This window comes from Mesorhizobium sp. M0998, assembly GCF_040318885.1.
Classification (GTDB): Bacteria; Pseudomonadota; Alphaproteobacteria; order Rhizobiales; family Rhizobiaceae; genus Mesorhizobium.
On sequence record NZ_JAMYND010000059.1, the window covers coordinates 7501 to 26531 of the forward strand.

Annotated in this window: 17 protein-coding genes, 1 tRNA gene, 2 rRNA genes and 1 pseudogene (1 of these 21 running past the window's edge); 12 read left to right on the forward strand and 9 right to left on the reverse strand. The window is 61.8% G+C overall.

The genetic code is table 11. The features are described from left to right. The 3 genes from NKH59_RS30670 to NKH59_RS30680 all read left to right on the forward strand — a co-directional run. A 23S ribosomal RNA gene (locus tag NKH59_RS30670) occupies positions 1 to 708 on the forward strand; it begins 2091 nt to the left of the window's first position. 96 nt (positions 709 to 804) lie between these two features. Then, positions 805 to 919, forward strand: a 5S ribosomal RNA gene (gene rrf / locus NKH59_RS30675). A gap of 130 nt (positions 920 to 1049) precedes the next feature. Further along, positions 1050 to 1126, forward strand: a tRNA-Met gene (locus NKH59_RS30680). A 710-nt stretch (positions 1127 to 1836) separates the two neighbouring features. Here NKH59_RS30680 and NKH59_RS30685 read toward each other — a convergent pair. From NKH59_RS30685 to NKH59_RS30710, 6 genes are all read right to left on the reverse strand, one after another. Then, the gene (locus NKH59_RS30685) at positions 1837 to 2343 is read right to left on the reverse strand and encodes an L-2-amino-thiazoline-4-carboxylic acid hydrolase (protein ID WP_352474855.1); all 507 of its coding nucleotides are present in this window, start codon (positions 2341 to 2343) and stop codon (positions 1837 to 1839) included. Further along, on the reverse strand, positions 2340 to 3131 hold the full coding sequence (locus NKH59_RS30690) for an ATP-binding cassette domain-containing protein (RefSeq protein WP_352539472.1): 792 nt from the start codon (positions 3129 to 3131) through the stop codon (positions 2340 to 2342). The genes NKH59_RS30685 and NKH59_RS30690 overlap by 4 nt, the downstream gene beginning before the upstream one ends. Beyond that, positions 3128 to 3955: an ABC transporter ATP-binding protein gene (locus NKH59_RS30695; protein ID WP_352539471.1), complete on the reverse strand. Its 828-nt coding sequence runs from the start codon at positions 3953 to 3955 to the stop codon at positions 3128 to 3130. The genes NKH59_RS30690 and NKH59_RS30695 overlap by 4 nt, the downstream gene beginning before the upstream one ends. Next, on the reverse strand, positions 3952 to 4782 hold the full coding sequence (locus tag NKH59_RS30700; RefSeq protein WP_353024002.1) for an ABC transporter permease: 831 nt from the start codon (positions 4780 to 4782) through the stop codon (positions 3952 to 3954). Before NKH59_RS30700 ends, NKH59_RS30695 begins: the two co-directional genes overlap by 4 nt. Further along, entirely contained in the window at positions 4779 to 5765 is a 987-nt protein-coding gene (locus NKH59_RS30705; protein ID WP_352491792.1) for an ABC transporter permease, read from the reverse strand. Before NKH59_RS30705 ends, NKH59_RS30700 begins: the two co-directional genes overlap by 4 nt. A gap of 273 nt (positions 5766 to 6038) precedes the next feature. Then, the gene (locus tag NKH59_RS30710; RefSeq protein ID WP_352474860.1) at positions 6039 to 7649 is read right to left on the reverse strand and encodes an ABC transporter substrate-binding protein; all 1611 of its coding nucleotides are present in this window, start codon (positions 7647 to 7649) and stop codon (positions 6039 to 6041) included. 366 nt (positions 7650 to 8015) lie between these two features. Here NKH59_RS30710 and NKH59_RS30715 point away from each other — a divergent pair, with 366 nt between their 5' ends. Together NKH59_RS30715 and NKH59_RS30720 are read left to right on the forward strand one after the other, a co-directional pair. After that, positions 8016 to 9221 (forward strand): M24 family metallopeptidase, encoded by a 1206-nt coding sequence (locus NKH59_RS30715; protein WP_352539469.1) that lies wholly within the window; start codon positions 8016 to 8018, stop codon positions 9219 to 9221. Positions 9222 to 9283: 62 nt separating this feature from the next. Further along, positions 9284 to 9634 carry a hypothetical protein gene (locus NKH59_RS30720; protein WP_352539468.1) on the forward strand — a complete coding sequence of 117 codons (351 nt, stop codon included), beginning with the start codon at positions 9284 to 9286 and terminating at the stop codon, positions 9632 to 9634. A 253-nt stretch (positions 9635 to 9887) separates the two neighbouring features. On the opposite strand, the gene NKH59_RS30725 is transcribed toward NKH59_RS30720, so the two are convergent. From NKH59_RS30725 to NKH59_RS30735, 3 genes are read right to left on the reverse strand one after another with little or no spacing between them, the layout of a single operon-like run. Further along, on the reverse strand, positions 9888 to 10304 hold the full coding sequence (locus tag NKH59_RS30725) for a cupin domain-containing protein (RefSeq protein WP_352539467.1): 417 nt from the start codon (positions 10302 to 10304) through the stop codon (positions 9888 to 9890). A gap of 26 nt (positions 10305 to 10330) precedes the next feature. Next, positions 10331 to 11170 (reverse strand): phosphoenolpyruvate hydrolase family protein, encoded by an 840-nt coding sequence (locus tag NKH59_RS30730; RefSeq protein WP_352474864.1) that lies wholly within the window; start codon positions 11168 to 11170, stop codon positions 10331 to 10333. Positions 11171 to 11181: 11 nt separating this feature from the next. Further along, positions 11182 to 12378 (reverse strand): Tm-1-like ATP-binding domain-containing protein, encoded by a 1197-nt coding sequence (locus tag NKH59_RS30735; protein WP_352539466.1) that lies wholly within the window; start codon positions 12376 to 12378, stop codon positions 11182 to 11184. A 109-nt stretch (positions 12379 to 12487) separates the two neighbouring features. Here NKH59_RS30735 and NKH59_RS30740 point away from each other — a divergent pair, with 109 nt between their 5' ends. The 7 genes and pseudogenes from NKH59_RS30740 to NKH59_RS30770 all read left to right on the forward strand — a co-directional run. Then, the gene (locus NKH59_RS30740) at positions 12488 to 13183 is read left to right on the forward strand and encodes a TetR/AcrR family transcriptional regulator (RefSeq protein ID WP_502904266.1); all 696 of its coding nucleotides are present in this window, start codon (positions 12488 to 12490) and stop codon (positions 13181 to 13183) included. 359 nt (positions 13184 to 13542) lie between these two features. After that, positions 13543 to 14859, forward strand: a complete 1317-nt coding sequence (locus NKH59_RS30745) for an ABC transporter substrate-binding protein (protein ID WP_352448404.1) — start codon at positions 13543 to 13545, stop codon at positions 14857 to 14859. Positions 14860 to 14933: 74 nt separating this feature from the next. Next, positions 14934 to 15839, forward strand: a complete 906-nt coding sequence (locus NKH59_RS30750) for a carbohydrate ABC transporter permease (RefSeq protein WP_254816733.1) — start codon at positions 14934 to 14936, stop codon at positions 15837 to 15839. 1 nt (position 15840) lies between these two features. Next, positions 15841 to 16800 (forward strand): carbohydrate ABC transporter permease, encoded by a 960-nt coding sequence (locus tag NKH59_RS30755; protein ID WP_353024004.1) that lies wholly within the window; start codon positions 15841 to 15843, stop codon positions 16798 to 16800. Further along, a complete protein-coding gene (locus tag NKH59_RS30760; RefSeq protein ID WP_023675179.1) occupies positions 16797 to 17018 on the forward strand; it encodes a hypothetical protein in 222 nt (73 codons plus the stop codon). Before NKH59_RS30755 ends, NKH59_RS30760 begins: the two co-directional genes overlap by 4 nt. After that, a complete protein-coding gene (locus NKH59_RS30765; RefSeq protein ID WP_352539465.1) occupies positions 17015 to 18118 on the forward strand; it encodes an ABC transporter ATP-binding protein in 1104 nt (367 codons plus the stop codon). The genes NKH59_RS30760 and NKH59_RS30765 overlap by 4 nt, the downstream gene beginning before the upstream one ends. Then, a pseudogene (locus tag NKH59_RS30770) lies at positions 18118 to 18993 on the forward strand (ABC transporter ATP-binding protein); the annotation flags it as partial. The gene NKH59_RS30765 and the pseudogene NKH59_RS30770, both read left to right, overlap by 1 nt. Positions 18994 to 19031: the final 38 nt, after the last annotated feature.

The following is a 19031-nucleotide window of genomic DNA, read 5'->3' on the forward strand; positions in this document are numbered from 1 at the left end:
CTTATCACTATGGATGTCTAACCGCGGCCCGTTATCCGGGTCCGGGACAATGTATGGTGGGTAGTTTGACTGGGGCGGTCGCCTCCTAAAGAGTAACGGAGGCGCGCGATGGTGGGCTCAGAACGGTCGGAAATCGTTCGCTGAGTGCAATGGCATAAGCCTGCCTGACTGCGAGACTGACAAGTCGAGCAGAGACGAAAGTCGGTCATAGTGATCCGGTGGTCCCGCGTGGAAGGGCCATCGCTCAACGGATAAAAGGTACGCCGGGGATAACAGGCTGATGACCCCCAAGAGTCCATATCGACGGGGTTGTTTGGCACCTCGATGTCGACTCATCGCATCCTGGGGCTGGAGCAGGTCCCAAGGGTATGGCTGTTCGCCATTTAAAGCGGTACGTGAGTTGGGTTCAGAACGTCGTGAGACAGTTCGGTCCCTATCTGCCGTGGGTGTAGGAATATTGAAAGGATCTGTCCCTAGTACGAGAGGACCGGGATGGACGGATCTCTGGTGGACCTGTTGTGGCGCCAGCCGCATAGCAGGGTAGCTATATCCGGACGGGATAACCGCTGAAGGCATCTAAGCGGGAAACCCACCTTAAAACGAGTATTCCCTGAGAACCGTGGAAGACGACCACGTTGATAGGCCGGGTGTGGAAGAGCGGCAACGCTTGAAGCTTACCGGTACTAATAGTTCGATCGGCTTGATCGTTCTCATTCCTAATGCCCATTTCTGGTGACAATCCTTGGATTGCGCCGAGATGGATGGCACAGAAAACAGCTTCTCGAGCAACGTGCGTTTTGCCGACCTGGTGGTTATGGCGGAGCGGCTGCACCCGATCCCATTCCGAACTCGGCCGTGAAACGCTCCAGCGCTGATGGTACTTCGTCTCAAGACGCGGGAGAGTAGGTCGCTGCCAGGTCTGCCAAGCGCACGTTGTTTAATCTTCTCCTTACGAACAGGCCCGCCAACGGGATATCGGGCCGCGCAAGCGGCCCTTTCATTTGGCGGAAGCTTGAATCCAGTGAGCCAAGGCTTACTTCTAGGGTTGACGCGGGGTGGAGCAGCCCGGTAGCTCGTCAGGCTCATAACCTGAAGGTCACAGGTTCAAATCCTGTCCCCGCAACCAAATTCGAAAACGGCCCGCCTTGTGCGGGCCGTTTTCGTATGGGCTGAAGTACGGCGACAGGACACTCAGCATTCCGCGGCCAATTTTTCGCGTATGTGCTCCGATCCACCTCTCATACGTCGGGCGAATGGCCGATCGGGATTTACGACGCGCCAAAAGGGCGCGCTGCCGTCTTGACTGATAGGCACCAGGTGCCGCCGCACAGTCACTGGGCAGCAGGCGTCTGCTCCGTATTTTGCCGCGAGCTTACGTCGTAACTCTGCAAGGTCCGAAAAGTGGCCAGGTCGTGCAGCCCGGAGTTCGTCAGCGACCATTTTCTCGGTTGGGATCAGCATGCTCTGCGTAAGGGTCTTGCCTTTGCGTCGCGTTTTGACCACCGGCAATTCGCTCATAGTTCACCTCCAGGAACTCCCCTACAGAAGACGAACAAGGATGCCGCAATCCGACAGAATCTCGGATTGATTTGATTGCCGTGGCTCGAGGCCACAACCATGAACCCACAAAGACGTCTCCGGCCGGACACTTAGCAACCCGGACACTTAGCAACGAAGCCGACACAGCGGGACACCGAGGCAGATCCTGTCCGCACGAATTCCTTGCAATGCACACATCAAAATTCCCGCTTGCCTTATGGCGCCGGGGTGTTTGGCTCCGTGCTGCCCAACGGAACGGAACTCCACTTCTTCGCCGACACGGCTCGAGCTGCAGCTCTAACCGGCATCGCGGTTGGTCAAGGCGATGTGGCAGCAGCCGGAACCGTGGCCCGCCGTCCAGGTGACGTTGTCGAAGCGCACTCCGGTGGCCTCGAACAGGCCGCGATCGAAGGCGCCGGCGATGCGGCAGAGCGTGGCGAGCTTCTCGTCGTCGATGCCGGCTTCGACCCAGGCGTCCTTCAGCGGGCAGCGCCTGACCCTGAAGGCGATGCGGTCCGGGCCGCGTTCGACATCGGTCGGATACATGCGGCCGCCATCCGGGCTGACGGCCAGGAACGCCTCGCCAATCGCCGGTGCGTCGTTGGGGCCGAAATCGGCGAAGGCCGCCGCCGCAACCTCCCTGCCTCGCCGTTCGATGGTGCGGATCATGATCGCCTCAGCCTTTTCCGCGCCAACTTCCGCGGTCAGCTCGTCGAGCAACAGACGATAGAGATCGGCACGGTTGCGGAAGGCGGAATCGAGTTCGCGCGACAGTTTTTCGGCTCTGGCTTCGGCGTCGGTCATGATGCGTCCTGTTCGATCCTCGAAAGTCTTGGCGCTGCCGCCACCAGCGCCTTGCCGATCGCGGATTGCGGCGCGTCGATGACGGTGCGGGCATCGCCGCGCTCGGCAATCCGCCCGCCGTCCAGAATGGCGATGCGGTGGGCGATGGCACGGACGACGCCGAGATCGTGCGAAATGAACAGATAGGCGATGCGCTCCTCGCGTTGAAGGTCGAGCAGCAGCCGCAGGATCTGCGCGCGAACCGAAACGTCGAGCGCCGACACGGCCTCGTCGAGCACGACCAGCGACGGTTTCGTGGCGATGGCGCGGGCGATTGCAACGCGCTGGCGTTGGCCGCCGGAAATTTCGTGAATGGCGCGGCCGGCGAGACCGGGGCTGAGGCCGACGCGTTCCAGCAGAGCTGCAATACGGCGCGGGCGCTCGGGGCCAGAGGCAATGTGATGGATGCGCAAGGGGTCGTCGAGCACACGCGCGACTGTGGCGCGTGGGTTCAAGGCGGCGAGCGGATCCTGAAACACCATCTGAAGACGAGTGCGCCGGCCGCGCAAGGCAGCGCCGTTCAGCGACAGGAAATCGCTGCCTTCAAATTCGATACGGCCGGTATCGAATTCGATGAGCCGGAGCACTAGACGAGCTATCGTCGACTTGCCGCTGCCGGAAGGTCCGGCCAGCGCCAGCGTCTCGCCGGGGTCGATGTGGAAGGAGACGTCGTCGACCGCGGCGATGGTCTTGCCGCCGCGACTGTATCGTTTGGTCAGGCCGGAAACGGCGAGCAGTGGGTCGGTCATGTTCGCCGCAACAGCGGCTCGGCGTCGAGGCCGAGATGAGCGTCAAGCAGCACACGAGTGTATGCGTGCCGCGGGGCATTGACGATTTGGGCTGTCGAATCGAGCTCGAGCAGCTCGCCATGCCGGAACACCGCTATGCGCTCTGCAAGCTCAGCGGCCAGCGCAATGTCGTGGCTGATGAACAGCAGCGTCATACCGTCCTCGGCCACCAGTCGCCGGATCAGCCCGACAATCTCGGCCTGCACGATGGTGTCCAGCGCACTGGTCGCCTCGTCGGCGATCAGCAGTTTCGGCCCGGCCGCAATCGCTGCGGCGATCGCCACGCGCTGCTTCTGGCCGCCGGAGAGCTGATGTGGAAAGGCACGCAAAGCGACATCGGGGTCGGGCAGACGGACGCGTTCGAGCAGGGTTTTTGCCTTGGCATAGGCGTCTCGCCAACTGAGGCCGAGATGGGTGTAGGCGACTTCCGCGATCTGCTTGCCGATTGGCATCACCGGATCGAGACTTGCGGATGGGTCCTGGAAAATAAAGCCGATGTCACGGCCACCGATTGGAGCATGGTCGCGAAGACCGGCAGGTGCCTTGGCACCAAACATTGGTGGCGGGCGCAAGAGCCAATCGATACGGCCTTCGATCTTGGCAGTGGCCGGCAGCAGCCCGGCAATAGCCAGCGCCAGCGTGCTCTTGCCGGAACCGCTCTCGCCGATGATGGCAAAGCGCTCGCCGGCGGGGATGTCGAGGCTGACATTCTTTAGCGCCGCCACCTCGGCGCCGTCGCGGCGATAGGTCACCGTCAGACTGCGAATCGAAGCAAGCGCCGTCACGACAGGCTCCTCCTCATCGCCGTGGTCTCGACGACGCCTTCGCCGGTGAGATAGACGCCGAGCACGGTCAGCACGAGCGCTACGCCCGGAATGATCGACAGGAAGGGCGCGGTGCGCAGCACGGCGCGGCCTTCGGCGATCATGACGCCCCAGGTTACGCGGTTGGGGTCGCCAAGGCCGAGGAAGGACAATGCCGCTTCGGTGAGAATCGCCGCGGCGACGATCACTGACGACAATGCCATTATCGGCGGCAGCGCATTGGGGAGCACCTCGCGAAAGGCGATCTCCAGCGGATGCATGCCGATGACGCGGGCGCCCGCAACAAAATCGCGCTCGCGGATCGACAGCACTTCAGCGCGCGCCACGCGTGCCGGTCCGGTCCAGGCGCCCAGCGCGATCGCAGCGACGACGACGCCGAGCGACGGCCCGACGATGCTGACGAAAGCCAAAGCCAGCAGAAAGGCTGGGACGGTCTGGAAAGCGTCGGTGATGCGCATCAGCATCTCGTCGACAAGACCGCCGGCAAAGCCGGCCAACGTGCCGATCACGGCACCGACGGCAAGGGCGGCGGCGGCTGCTGCCAGCCCGACCGCCAGCGAGGTGCGGGCGCCATGGAAGAGCTCGGCAAGCACGTCACGGCCGAGGCGGTCGGTGCCGAGTGGCAACGACCAGTCCTGGAACGGCGGCAGCAACGCCGGCCCGGCAATCGCCTGCGGATCGCCGGGAAAGAACAAAGGTGCGGCAAGCGCCATGGCAAACAGCGCCGCCAGGATGACCGCGCCGGCGATCGCTTCCGGGGTCCGGAGAAAGCGGCGAAGCGGGCTCACGCGCCGGCCTCACTGGCGCCGACGCGCGGATCGAGGAAGGCGTAGGCGATGTCGACGAGAAGGTTGATGATGACGACCAGGACGGCGCTGACGAGAATGATGCCGAGCAGTAGTGGGGTATCCCGCGCGGCCACCGCTTCCTGCGCCAGCCGGCCAAGGCCTGGCACGGAAAAGACGCTTTCGATGACAACGCTGCCGCCCAGCATTTGCGCGGATTGCAGGCCGAACATGGTGACCAGCGGCAACAGCGCGTTACGGGCGACGTGAGCGAGCACGATGCGACGGCGGGAAAGTCCCCTGGCACGGGCGGCCAGCACAAAGTCCTGTCGCCACACCTCGGCCATGCCGGCGCGCATCATGCGCAGATAGAGCGCGAGATAAATGAAGCCGAGCGCCGAAACCGGCAGGACGAGATGGCGGGCGATGTCGGCGGCGCGATCGAGGCCGCTCTTGGCCGAGGCGATACTCTCGATGCCGCCGATCGGAAACCAGCGCAGGTCGACGGCGAAGACAATGATCAGCACAAGCCCGAGCCAGAAGCCCGGCACGGCATAGAGCGCCAGCGAACCGATGGACAGGAAACGATCGCGGAAGCTGCCGGGACTGGCGCCGACATAGATGCCGAGAGCCGAGCCGAGGCCGAAGGAGAGCGCCGTGGCGCTCCCCATCAACAGCAGCGTGTTGGGCAGGCGCTCGAGGATGACATCGCGGATCGGCCGCGAAAAGCTGACCGATTGGCCGAGATCGAGATGCAGCAGCGCCCAAAGGTAATTGGCGAGCCGCGTCAGCTCCGACTGGTCGAGCCCCCAGCGGTGACGCAACAGCTCGATCATGCCGGCGTCGCCGCCAGTCGAGACGATGTAGGCATCGACCGCGTCGCCGGGAGCGGCTTCGAGCAACAGGAACGTGCCGATGACGACAATCAGCAGCACGAAGATGCTGCCGACGAGACGGCGGCGAAGGAGGATGACGGCGCGGGTCATGGCGCAACGCCGATAGGAGAGCCAAGTCTTCCGTGCCGCGCTTTACGGCGCCCCCCTCTGTCCTGCCGGACATCTCCCCCACAAGGAGGGAGATTGGCAGTTTCGGCGATGCCGGCCGTCTTGCAACGCTGGAGATTGGCGAAAGCGACAATGACAGCCGATCTCCCCCCTCGTGGGGGAGATGTCCGGCAGGACAGAGGGGGGCGCGAAGGAACTCTCATAGCCGAAGCTGAGCACCCACATAGGCGATGTGCAAGCCTTGAGCCGACCTGCCTAAGCCTCCAGCCAAGTGTCCGCCCAGTTCGATACCGCCCAGCGCGGGTTGTTGGCGATGTTGTTGACCGTATCGCGGGCGACGCTGATGAAACTCCATTCGGCGACGTTGATCAGCGGCAGGTCGGCGGCAACTTTTCTCTGGAACTCCTTGTAGAGTTCGGTGCGGGCGGCGGTGTCGAGCGTCTCCGATGCCTTGGCGATCAGGGCGTCGAGATCGGCATTCTTGTAGCCACCCTGGTTGGAGAAGGGCACGCCGTCGGGAATACCGCTCTGCACCAGGATGGTGGTCGAGATCGCCGGATCGCCGCGGAACACCGGCGGCCCGACCGCAAGGTCGAAGGCGTGGTCGGTGTAAACCGCCTTGATGTGCGCGGCAGAGTCGTTGTTGACCAGCTGGGCGTCGATGCCAATGACGGCGAGCGCCTGGCGCAGATAGTCGCCGAACTGCTTGGTTTCGTTGAAGTAAGGCGCCGGCAGCAATCTCAATGAAAAGCGCTTGCCGTCATCGCCCCGGCTGTAGCCGGCCTCGTCAAGCAAGGCATTGGCCTTGGCGACGTCGAAAGCGTAGGTCGGCACGTCGGCGGTGTAGAATTGCGGGTCGTTTTTCGGCACCGGGCCAGTGGCGGTGGCGGCATAGCCAAGGAATACCGTCTCGACGACGAAATCCTTGTCGATGGCGTGAGCGATCGCCTGGCGTACTTTCAGGTCGGCCAACTCCTTGCGGCGATGATTGATCTCGACGACGAGCTGGTAGGTCAGCCCTTCATAACCCTTGGTGATCACCTTGAGACCGGGCACTTTGGAGATGCGGTCGAGATCGGCCAGGGGCACGGCGGAGAAGGCGGCGAGCTGGATCTCTTCGGCTTCCAGGGCGCTGGCCGCCGACGTGCGGTCCGGCAGCACCTGATAGATGATCTCGTCGAGATAGGGCTCGTCCTTGCCCCAATAGTCGGTGTTCTTCTCCAGCCGGTAATATTCGCCGGGCTTGTGTTCGGCAAATTTGAACGGTCCGGTGCCGACCGGGGCGTTGTTGGCCGGGTTGTCCTCGATCTTTCCGGTCTCGTAGATGTGCTTGGGCACCACGCTGCTCAGCGCCGGCAAGGCGTTGCGGATCAGCTGGAACGGTGTCGGCTTGGCGAATTTGAACACGGCGGTGGTTTCGTCCGGCGTGTCGACGGCCTCCAGATCCTTGAACACGGTGCGGCCGAGATTCTGCAGCGGCTTCCAGACCTGCAGCGCCGAGAAGGCGACATCGGCTGAGGTGAATGGCTTCCCATCATGCCATTTGACGCCCTCGCGCAGTTTGAACGTCAGCGACAGGCCGTCGGCGGCACCTTCCCAGCTGAGCGCCAGCCGCGGATCGAGCCCGTCCTTGCCGCCGAAGGAGGCCTCGGCCAAGGTTTCCACGATCTTGCTCGAGATGAAGAAGACGCCGTTCGAGGCGACAATCGCCGGATTGAGATTGCGCGGCTCGGAATCGGCGGCGACAACCAGTCGTCCGCCCTTTCTCGGCGTCTGCGCCGAGCCGATCGTCGGCATGGCGGTGGAGGCCAACAGCAACGCCGAACCGGCCAGCATTGTACGTCTGGAAATGGTGAACTCTGGCATGATCGAACTCCGTCCTCTCCGCGGACCCAGCCGGGTCCGCCGTACCCCTCGGACGCTCGTAAGCATCCTGCAAAGCTGATTATGGGCCTTGTGCGGGGTTTCGCCAAAGACGGAATTGGCGCATCTCTACGTGGCTTTGAAATTTCCGTCCGCTGGACCAGTTGTACAGAAAACGGTTCGACGCGCGGTTCTAGCAGGACCAGGCTGGGGTAAAGTGCAGCAGGTGGAGCAGCTTTTGGGGCTGGTTCGCCCGTTCTGGCTGGACCAGATCGGGCAAAATGATGCAGATTTAAGCATAGCCGAGGTTCAGAGCCGGAAAAGCCGGTGCCGGCGAGCGGCCGGCTAAGGGATTTCAGGGAGAGAGACATGAACATTGCCCCAGGCAAGAATGCCGTCGGCAGCGTGCCGTTCGACCAGGCCAGGGTGGACGGGCTGATGGAGGAGGCCGGCATCGACGTGCTGCTCGCCACCTCCAAGCACAACACGCAATATCTGCTTGGCGGCTACAAGTTCATCTTCTTCGCCGCCATGGATGCAATCGGCCACAGCCGTTATCTGCCTTTCGTCGTCTATGAGAAAGGTGGGCCGGAGCATGCCGCCTACATCGGCAACCGCATGGAAGGCGGCGAGCACCAGAATCATCCATTCTGGACGCCGACACTGCATGCCGCCTGCTGGGGTACGCTCGATGCCGCCAATCTGGCGGTCGAGCATTTGCGAAAGATCACCAAGGGCAATGCCCGCATCGGCATCGAGCCCGCCTTCCTGCCGTCCGACGCCTATATGCTGATCCGCAACGCGCTGCCGGATGCCAAGCTGATCGATGCGACTGATATGCTGGAGCGCATGCGGGCAATCAAAACCGAGGCGGAGCTGGAAAAGCTGCGCATCGCTTCGGAGCTGATCACCGATTCCATGCTGGCGACCATCGGCTGGGCACGCGAAGGCACGACAAAGAGCGAGATCATCGAACATCTCAGGCGCGAGGAGACCAATCGCGGCGCGCATTTCGAATATTGCCTGTTGACGCTAGGCTCCAGCCACAACCGCGCAGCCTCGCCGCAGGCGTGGAAACGGGGCGAAGTGATGTCGATCGATTCCGGCGGCAACTACCACGGCTATATCGGCGATCTTTGCCGCATGGGCGTGCTGGGCGACCCTGACGCCGAACTCGAGGATCTGCTGGCCGAGATCGAGACAGTGCAGCAGGCGGCCTTCTCCAAGGTCAAGGCGGGCACGCTGGGCGGTGACATGATTTCTCATGCCGAAGGCGTTCTGAAGAAATCCAAGGTTGCGGCCTATACTGATTTTTTCGCGCATGGCATGGGGCTGATCACGCATGAAGCGCCGTTCCTGATGACCAACCATCCGGTGACATATGAAGGCACCTATGCCGCAAAGCCGCTGGAGAAGAACATGGTGCTTTCGGTCGAGACGACCATGCTCCACCCGACGCGCGGCTTCATCAAGCTGGAGGATACGGTGGCGGTGACCGATGCCGGCTACGTCATGTTCGGCGATCGGGGCCGGGGCTGGAACAGGGGCGGGGGCGGCTTAGGCGCTGGTACCTAGCCCGTTCTTGAGATTACCTCGTTCGAGCAAACAATTGGTCACACCAGCGAGCATTTGCCGATATGGAACGCGAACTGCCCAAGCAGGTCTTTATCGACGGGTGCGAGCAGATCTCCATGGAGTTCGAACCGATTGCGTTCCGCTTTGCGAAAACCGGTCCTCATGCGAGTCGTCGGGCCGGCGACTGGGCATTCAAAATCTCCTTTCAATCAAACTATCTGAACGTCGGCGGCGAGTACGTCGAACTCGTCGTGCATGCGTCGGTCTACAGCAAGGCAATAAAGGAGTGGGACGGCGGACATGGAACATCGCAAACCCGCATACCCGCCAGGCTGAAATCGCGAACATCGTTGCCAACATCCAAACGACTGTCCTGCCGCTCTTCGAACGTTTCGACGTTCCGCGCAAACTAGCCGAACAGGTCGCATGTTCTGAAGTTCCGGGCTTCATGTTCCCTGAAAATGCTGTTCGATTTGTACTCTGGCAGCTTGGTCCGGAGGCAGCGGAAAACTGTTTGTCCTACTGGGTGGCGCGCTTACCTTCGCCGGATGCTTTCCGATCAGAGCGCGATGTCCCCACTTTGCCGGATAGGCTCGCTCTGGGAAGCGATACTAACAACCTAGCAAGGGTCGCTCGTGCGATGAAGATTGGCCTCAGCCTGTGACATTATCTGCCCGGCGGGATCAACCTGAAATCCGGCAACTCCCGCAATGCCAGTTCCGGCCCTGCCGGCGAATAGACGACGAAAAGCTGCATGGCCGCATCGCCGGTATTGAGCGTCGAGTGGAAGCGGCTTTCCGGCACATAGATGGTGCAGCCGGGGCCGACTTTCTCGACGACCGGGTTGCCTTTCTCGTCTTCGACCATCTGCTCGCCATTGCCTGAGATGACAAAGATGATCTCCTCCGCACCCGGATGGTTATGACGCGTATGGCCTTTGCCTGACGGTAGGTCGACGACACCACCGGAAAATCGCTTTGCGCCGTTCACTTCGGGAGCGACCGTCAGCGACAGCCTGCCCCAGTCGAAGCCGAAGGCGCTGACGTCTTTTGGATATACGAATACCTTGCTGTTCTCCGTCATCGTTCCACCCTTCTGTTTGCTGGTCTCTACGCAGCGCCGAACGTGACCGCCTTGAAATCCGCCGTCTGCCTGGCGATTGAGGCTTCCGCCGGCAGCCGCTCCATCGAACTGGCGCCATAGAACCCGTGCAGGCCCTTGCAGCGCTCGAGAACATATCTGGCGTCGTCCGGCATCGAGATCGGCCCGCCATGGCAAAGCAGGATCATATCCTCGCGCACTGAGCGTGCCGCTTTGGCGATGGCGTCGATCTCGCTCACACAGTCGTCCAGCGATTTAGCCGATGTCGCGCCAATCGAGCCGCCGGTGGTCACCCCCATATGGGCGACGACGATGTCGGCGCCAGCTGTTGTCATGGCGCGCGCCTCGTCTGCGTTGAAGACATAGGGCGTGGTCAACAGGTCGAGTTTGTGAGCCTCGGCGATCATGTCGACCTCGAGCCCGAAGCCCATGCCGGTTTCTTCAAAACTCTGCCGCATCTGGCCGTCGAACAGGCCGATAGTCGGAAAGTTCTGCACACCGGAAAAACCCATCGTCTTCAACTCGGCCAAAAGCAGCGGCATGATGACGAAGGGATCGGTGCCGTTGACGCCGGCCAGCACCGGCGTCTTCTTCACTACCGGCAGCACTTCGTAGGCCATTTCCTTGACGATCTCGTTGGCGTTGCCATAGGCGAGCAGGCCGGCGGCCGAGCCGCGCCCGGCCATGCGGTAGCGGCCCGAATTGTAGATGATGATCAGGTCGATGCCGCCGGCTTCCTCTGCCTTGGCCGACAGGCCGGTGCCGGCACCGCCGCCGACGATCGGCACGCCGTCCGCGATCATCTTGCGGAATTTCTCCAGGATTTTCTTGCGCGGTATGGCGGCCATGTCTTGGTGTCTCACTGTCTGGCGATGTCGAGGAAGGCCGTTGTGGCAGCCCAGGCGAATTCGGGGTCGTTGATATGAAGCGGCAAACGCAGCACGCGCCGCGTTTTGGCGGGTTTGATGGTACGCTCGATCGCCTCGAACAAAGCGGCATCGGCTTCAGGGTCGAAGAAGGCGCCGCCTTCAATGTCGAGCGCCGACACGCCTTTCTCCGGAATGAGGAAACGAACCGGACCCTGGCAGAGGCTCAGCCTTGTACCGATCCATTCGCCGATCGTTCTGCTTTCGTCGGCAGTGGTGCGCATCAGTGTGACGTTTGGATTGTGCTCATAGAACAGCCGGCCGCGATAGCGTTCCGGAATTGTCGGCGGCGCCCAGAAATTGACCATGTCGAGAGCGCCGACCGAGCCGACATAAGGCAGCCCGGTGCGGGCGATGGCGCCAAAGCGATCTTCGGTCGCCGGCAGCACGCCGCCAAACAGCAAGTCGCAGACTTCGGTCGTTGTGATGTCGATGACGCCGGACAACAGGCCGCTGTCGGCCAATTTTTCCATGGTGCGGCCGCCGGTGCCGGTGGCATGAAAGACCATGCAGTCATAAGTCGAACGAAGCTCATCGGCGATCGCGGTCACGCATGGCGTGGTGACGCCGAACATGGTGAGGCCGACGGACGGTTTGCCGTCGGGCGGCGGCGCCGGCTTTGTCGCCATGCCTGATATCGCCTGGGCGGCATTGTGCAGCACGACACGCGAAAGCCGGTTGAGGCCGGCCATGTCGGTCACCGACGGCATCATGACGATGTCAGAGACGTCGACGTAAGGCGCGGTGTCACCCGAGGCCAACGTCGAAACCATGATCTTGGGCAGACCGAGCGGCAGCGTGCGCATGCCTGCGGTGATGATCGAGGTGCCGCCACCGCCGCCAATGCCGATAATCCCGGCAATATCGTTGCGCGACTGGACAAACCGGGCAAAGGCGGCAGCCATCGCCGCCACCGCGGTGCCGCGATCGTCGACGCCGAGCACGGCATTGCGACCCTCGGAATGGTGGCTGGCGACCTCGTCCGCCGAAACATCGACCGGCACGGTCGCGCCGCGTGTTCCGATGTCGACACGGGCAATCGAAGCGCCGGTAGCCGCGACCGCATCGGCCAGAAATGCGAGTTCCTCGCCCTTGGTGTCGGCGGTGCCCACCACATAGATGCGCTTCATCGCGTTTCCCCGGTCTTGGGCGTGTTCGGCGCAGCCGCCCCTTTTTGCCCGGCCGTTCGACGGCGCCAAGGGCCATTGCAATTTTTTGAGACACGCGTATCGTATTGACATGAATGTCTCACGTCAACAAGCGGCAATGGACGACGATGCCAGCCAAGGGCCGAACCCCCAGGTAGAGCGCGGGGCCCGCGCGCGCACCAGGCGTCTCATGCTGGAGACGGCGACAATGCTGATGCAGGCGGGCGCCACGCCCTCCGTCAGCGAGGTGGCGGAGGCAGCGGAGGTCTCGCGCGCCACCGCCTATCGGTATTTTCCGAGCCAAGCGGCGTTGGTGCAGGCGGTGGTCGATGAGGGGCTTGGGCCGATCCTTACGTGGAAATCGAGCTCTGCCGATCCCGAGCGCCGGGTCGCCGAGCTGTTCGAGACCGCCATGCCGCGCATCGAGGTCTTCGAAGCGACGTTCAAGGCGGCGCTGAAACTGTCGCTCGACCAGTGGGCGCAGCGACAGGCAGGCACGCTTGACGGCGAACCTGCCTTCACGCGCGGCCATCGCGTCGATCTTTTGAAAGATGCGATCGCGCCACTCAAAGGCCGGTTGCCGCCGCGCGAATTCAAGCGGCTCGCGCAGGCGCTGTCATTGATCTTCGGTGTTGAGGTGCTGATCGTTTTAAAGGATATATGGGGATTGGATAGCCGCAGTATGATGTCGGTTGCGCAATGGGCGGCCGGCGCTCTTGTGCGCGCGGCTATGACCGAATCGATGATTGAAGGAGATGGGATCGCGCCGACGACCGCCGTGAGATGACGCCAATCTGGTTCGACCAGATTTTCAACCTGGCTATTCATGCTACTAGCGATGCAGCGGCCCAAGTAAGGCATTCATGTATCAAGGAGTAGGAAAATTCAGGGAAAAACAGGCAGATATCGCAGAAGCCAACTTGTCTGCGTGTCCGCCACCGTCCAAGAAAGGGCTTGACGTTCCTCTTAAATTGGTAATACCAGATCAGGACAAATAAAGCGGATCAAAGGTGAAGGCTGAGATCCGTTTCGGTCGAGCGAGGAGGCTCAAAAACCGGAACGGTGCCGTCACGGGAGGACTACCAGGGCCGGCCTCGCCGCCGGCTCGCATGACGCGGTAGAATGCGCACAAGGGAGGAAATCATTATGCGCAAGACAATGACCAGCTTGCTTGCTGGTATCGGCCTAGTGCTCGCCTGCGGAACGTCCGTCTACGCGCAGGAAAAGGAACTTACAATCTTCTGGGCGGAATGGGATCCGGCCAATTACCTGCAGGAACTCGGGAACGAGTACGAGAAGGAGACCGGCGTCAAGATCACGGTGGAAACCACACCGTGGCCCGACTTCCAGACCAAGGCCTTCACCGAGTTCAACGCCCATGGCGACGCCTACGATATGGTCGTCGGCGACTCGCAATGGCTTGGTGCTGGCTCGACCGGTGGCCACTATGTCGACCTGACCGACTTCTTCAACAAGCACAAGGTCGGTGAAGTGATGGCACCGGCCACGGTGAAATACTATGCCGAATATCCGGGCGGCAGCAGCAAGTACTGGGCCATTCCGCTCGAAGGCGACGCCGTCGGCTGGTCCTATCGCAAGGACTGGTTCGAAGACCCCAAGGAAAAGGAAGCCTTCAAGGCCAAGTATGGCTACGATCTCGACGTGCCGAAGGATTTCAAGGCGCTACGCGACATCGCCGAATTCTTCTACCGGCCGGACCAGAAAAAATACGGCATCGCCATCTACACCGACAATTCTTATGACGCGATGGCGATGGGCTTCGAAAACGCGCTGTTCTCCTTTGGCGGCGAGCTGGGTGACTATAAGACCTACAAGGTCGATGGCTTCATCAACTCCGACAAGGCGATCGCGGCGCTCGACGCCTACAAGGAACTCTACAAGTTCACGCCTCCGGGCTGGGCCAAGTCGTTCTTCGTCGAGGACAACCAGGCGATCACTGAAAACCTGGCCGCGATGAGCATGAACTACTTCGCGTTCTTCCCCTCGTTGATCAACGAGGCGTCGAACCCGAACGCCAAGAACACCGGCTTCTTCGCCAATCCAGCCGGACCTGGCGGCGACCAGTTCGCCGCACTCGGCGGTCAGGGCATCTCCATCGTTTCCTACTCGCAGAAGCAGGAAGAGGCGACGAAGTTCCTGGAATGGTTCATCAAGGACGAGACCCAGAAGAAATGGGCAGCGCTTGGCGGCTACACCTGCAGTGCCGCCGTGCTCAAGTCGCCCGAATTCCAGAACGCCACGCCCTACAACAAGGCGTTCTACGAGACCATGTTCAAGGTCAAGGACTTCTGGGCGGTTCCGGAATACGCTGAACTGCTGCAGCAGCTTAACCAGCGCATCTATCCTTACATGATCGGCGGCGAAGGCACCGCCAAGGAGACGCTGGACGCACTGGCAGCCGACTGGAACGCGACCTTCAAGAAATACGGCCGCGGCCAATAAGTATGAAGTTTCACGGAGGGGGCGTTCGTGCCTCCTCCGTTTCTTTTTCTGATTTTTGAACCGGGAGCAGGGTCTTGGCGACCACGATGATCACCACGCTGGACAGGTCCTCGCGGGCCGCCGCTCGCGGTCTAAGCGACATTTCGATCCGCAATCTCTTCATCATCCCGACGATCCTGTTTCTGATCGTCTTTAACATCTTCCCGCTGATCTATTCGCTGGGCTATTCGTTCACCGATTTCCGCGCCTCGACCAGCGCGGCGGCGAATTTCGTCGGGCTGCAAAACTATCGCGACCTGCTCAGCGATCCCTATGTCTGGTCCAACTTCGCCATCACCGCAAAATACGTCATCATCTCGGTCGCCGGCCAGCTGCTCGTCGGCTTCGGCGTGGCCATGCTGCTCAATCGCGACATTCCGCTCAAGGGCCTGCTGACGACGCTCCTGTTGTTGCCGATGATGCTGTCGATGGCCGTCGTCGGCCTGTTCTGGAAGCTGCTCTACGATCCGTCCTTCGGCATCATCAATTATGCGCTCGGCCTCGGCACCTTCGAATGGCTGTCGAACCCGAAAATGGCGCTCTATGCGGTTGCGCTGACCGACATCTGGATGTGGTCGCCCTTCGTCATGCTGTTGTCGCTGGCCGGCCTGTCGGCCGTGCCCAAGCATCTCTACGAGGCAGCCGCGATCGACAGGGCCGGACCGTTCTACACCTTCTTCCGCATAACGCTGCCGCTGGTTGCGCCGATCCTGATGATCGCGGTCATCTTCCGCACCATGGAGGCGTTCAAGACCTTCGACCTCGCCTACATCCTGACCAGCCAGCCGACGGCCGAGCTGATCTCGATCCGGCTCTACAAGATGGCGTTCCAGGAATGGCAGACCGGGCGTTCCTGCGCGCTCGCCTACATCGTGCTGATCATGGTGCTGGCGATCACCAACATCTATGTCAAATACCTCAACAAGGTGAAGGAGCGCTGAGATGGCCGCAGTCCGCACTTCTTCCGAAATCACCTTCAACCGGGTCGCCATCGTCGCTGTCCTGCTGGTGACGATCATCTTCCTGGCGCCGATCTACTGGATCGCCTCGACGGCGTTCAAGCCGCGCAACCTCGCCACCACCATTCCGCCGACGGTGGTTTTCCAGCCGGAGATATCGCCCTTCGTCAAGTTGTTTACCAAGCGTTCGCAGCTGCGCAGCCCGCCGTCGCCGGAGGAGTACGCGGCTGCGCCGTGGTGGGAGCGCGTCGCCTTCAATGGGGGCGAAAAGATCGTGCGCGACGGCAAGGGCCAGGTGCAGTGGTCGGGCTATCCGAGCCGTTTCATGAACTCACTGATCGTTGCCATAACCTCGACCGTCCTAGCCGTCGGCATGGGCACCTTCACCGCCTATGGGTTCTCGCGCTTCAAGGTAAAAGGCGAGGCGGACCTACTGTTCTTCATCCTGTCGACACGCATGCTGCCGCCGGTGGTCGTCGCCATTCCGATGTTCCTGATGTACCGGGCGGTCGGCCTCAACGATTCCCATATCGGCCTGATCATCCTTTACACCGCCTTCAACCTGTCCTTCTCGGTGTGGCTGATGAAAGGCTTCATGGACGAGATCCCCAAGGAGTATGAGGAGGCGGCCCTCGTCGACGGCTATACGCGCATGGAGGCCTTCTTCAAGATCGTGCTGCCCGAGGCCGCCACCGGCATCGCCGCCACCGCCGTGTTCTGCTTTATCACGGCGTGGAACGAATATGCCTTCGCACTGATCATGACCAGCCGCCGTGCCCAGACAGCACCGCCCTTCATCCCCAGCCAGGTCGGTTCCGGCCTGCCGGACTGGACGGTGATTGCCGCCGGAACCTTCCTGTTCCTGCTGCCGGTCGCGATCTTCACCTTCCTGCTCCGCAACCACCTGTTGCGCGGCATGTCGTTTGGAGCGATCCGCAAATGAGCTTTCGCGACATCAACCAGAAATATCTCGAACCGGGCAGCCAGGTGCTGATGGTGCTCGGTATCATCGCGCTCTGCCAGCCGTGGAACATGCTGCTGCACAGCTATGGCGTGACTATCATCCTGATCGGCCTGATCGGCTTCAACATCACCTCCAAGATCGCGCCGGAGGAGAAGGCCGGCACCGGGCAAGGGGCAAATCCGGGGGCACAGCATTGACCCAGATCGAGCTTCGAGGCATCCAGAAATATTTCGGCGCCGTCCAGGTCATCAAAGACCTCAACCTGAAGATCGACGACAACGAGTTCATCGTGCTGCTCGGCCAGTCGGGCTGCGGGAAGACGACGACGCTCAGGGCGATTGCCGGGCTGGAGACGATCGACGGCGGTGACATCCTCATCGACGGCAAGCCGGTCCAGCACCTCAAGGCCGCCGATCGCGATATCGCCATGGTCTTCCAGTCGTTCTCGCTCTATCCGCATATGAGCGTCTATGAGAACATCGCCTTTCCGCTCAGGGCGACGCGCAAGAGCAAGGCGGAGATCGACAGCGAGGTGCGCTCGGTCGCCAAGACGCTGCAGATCAGCGATCTCCTCGCCAAGAAACCGTCGGCGCTGTCGGGCGGCGACATGCAGCGCGTGGCGATCGGCCGAGCCTTGGTGCGGCGGCCGAAGGCGATGCTGATGGACGAGCCGATCGGGGCGCTCGATGCCAAGCTGCGCGAGGAGATGCGGGCCGAGATCAAGCGGCTGCACATCAAGCAGGGCTCGACCAGCATCTACGTCACCCACGACCAGATCGAGGCGATGAGCCTCGCCGACCGCATCGTCATCATGCATGAAGGTGTGCTGCAGCAGGTTGGCTCGCCGGACGAGGTCTATTCGCATCCGGCGAACCTTTTCGTCGCGCAATTTGTAGGCAGCCCGGTGATGAACGTCGCCGACGCTTCGGTGACCGAGAAAGCCTCGTCGGCCTCGGTCACCGTCGGCGATGCGGCCGCCGGTTTCGAATTCCCGCGCGCCTTGCTGTCGAAGCTCAACGGCCATGCCGGCGGCCAACTCGCGCTCGGCATCCGGCCGGAAGGCGTCCTCGTCCGCCGCGAAGCAGCCGAAGGGTTCTTGCCGGTGGAGACGCAGATCGTCGAGCCGCTCGGCTCCTTCGACATCGTCGACCTCAAGGTCGGCTCCAAGATGCTGCGTGCGCGCACCAAGAGCGGCTTCATCGGCGGCCCCGGCGAAAGAGTCTTCGTCAGAATCGATCCCGGCCAGGCGCATTTCTTCGACACGGCGAGCGGCAAATCGCTGGGAGTGAGACTCTGATGGCCCACATCCAGCTCAAGAACATCTCGAAGAAATTCGGCAACCACACCGCCTTGACCGGGCTCGATCTCGACATCGCCGATGGCGAGTTCTTCGTCCTGCTCGGCGAGACCGGCGCCGGCAAGACGACGACGCTGCGCATGATTGCCGGCCTGGAAAAACCGAGCGAAGGTCAGGTCTTGATCGACGGCGTCGATGTCGCCGATTGGGGCGCGGCGGAGCGCGACGTGGCGCTGGTGCTGCAGCAATATTCACTCTACCCGCGCTATACCGTACGCCAGAACCTCGAATTTCCGCTGAAGCCGAAAATCCGCCGGCTGCCCGATGCCGAGATCAAGGATCGCGTCGACCGCGCGGCCAGGACGCTGCGGATCGAGCATCTGCTCGACCGCAAGACCGACAGGCTTTCAGGCGGCGAGATGCAGCGCGTCTCGATCGGCCGCGCCATCGTGCGCAAGCCGAGGGTATTCCTGATGGATGAGCCGTTGTCGGCGCTCGACGCCAAATTGCGCGAAGCGCTGCGGACCGAATTGAAGAACCTGCAGATGCAGCTTGGCGCCACCTTCCTGTTCGTGACGCACGATCAGATCGAGGCGATGTCGATGGGTGACAAGGTCGGCGTGCTCAACCATGGCCGCATCGTCCAGACCGGCACGCCGAACGAGATCTACAACAATCCGCGCGACACCTACGTGGCAAGCTTCGTCGGCTCGCCGCCGATGAACCTCATCGACGGCAAGCTTGTCAACGGACGTGCGGTGATGGCACCGCTGAATTTCGAATTGCCGTTTTCGGGGGGTGCCAAGACTTCGGGGGGGCTAAAGACGGGCGCGGGGGCCGCCCGGGGCCCGCCCCGCGTGGGGATTAGGCCAGAATACCGGTAAGTAGCCACCCCCGCGCCGCGGGGGGCGGG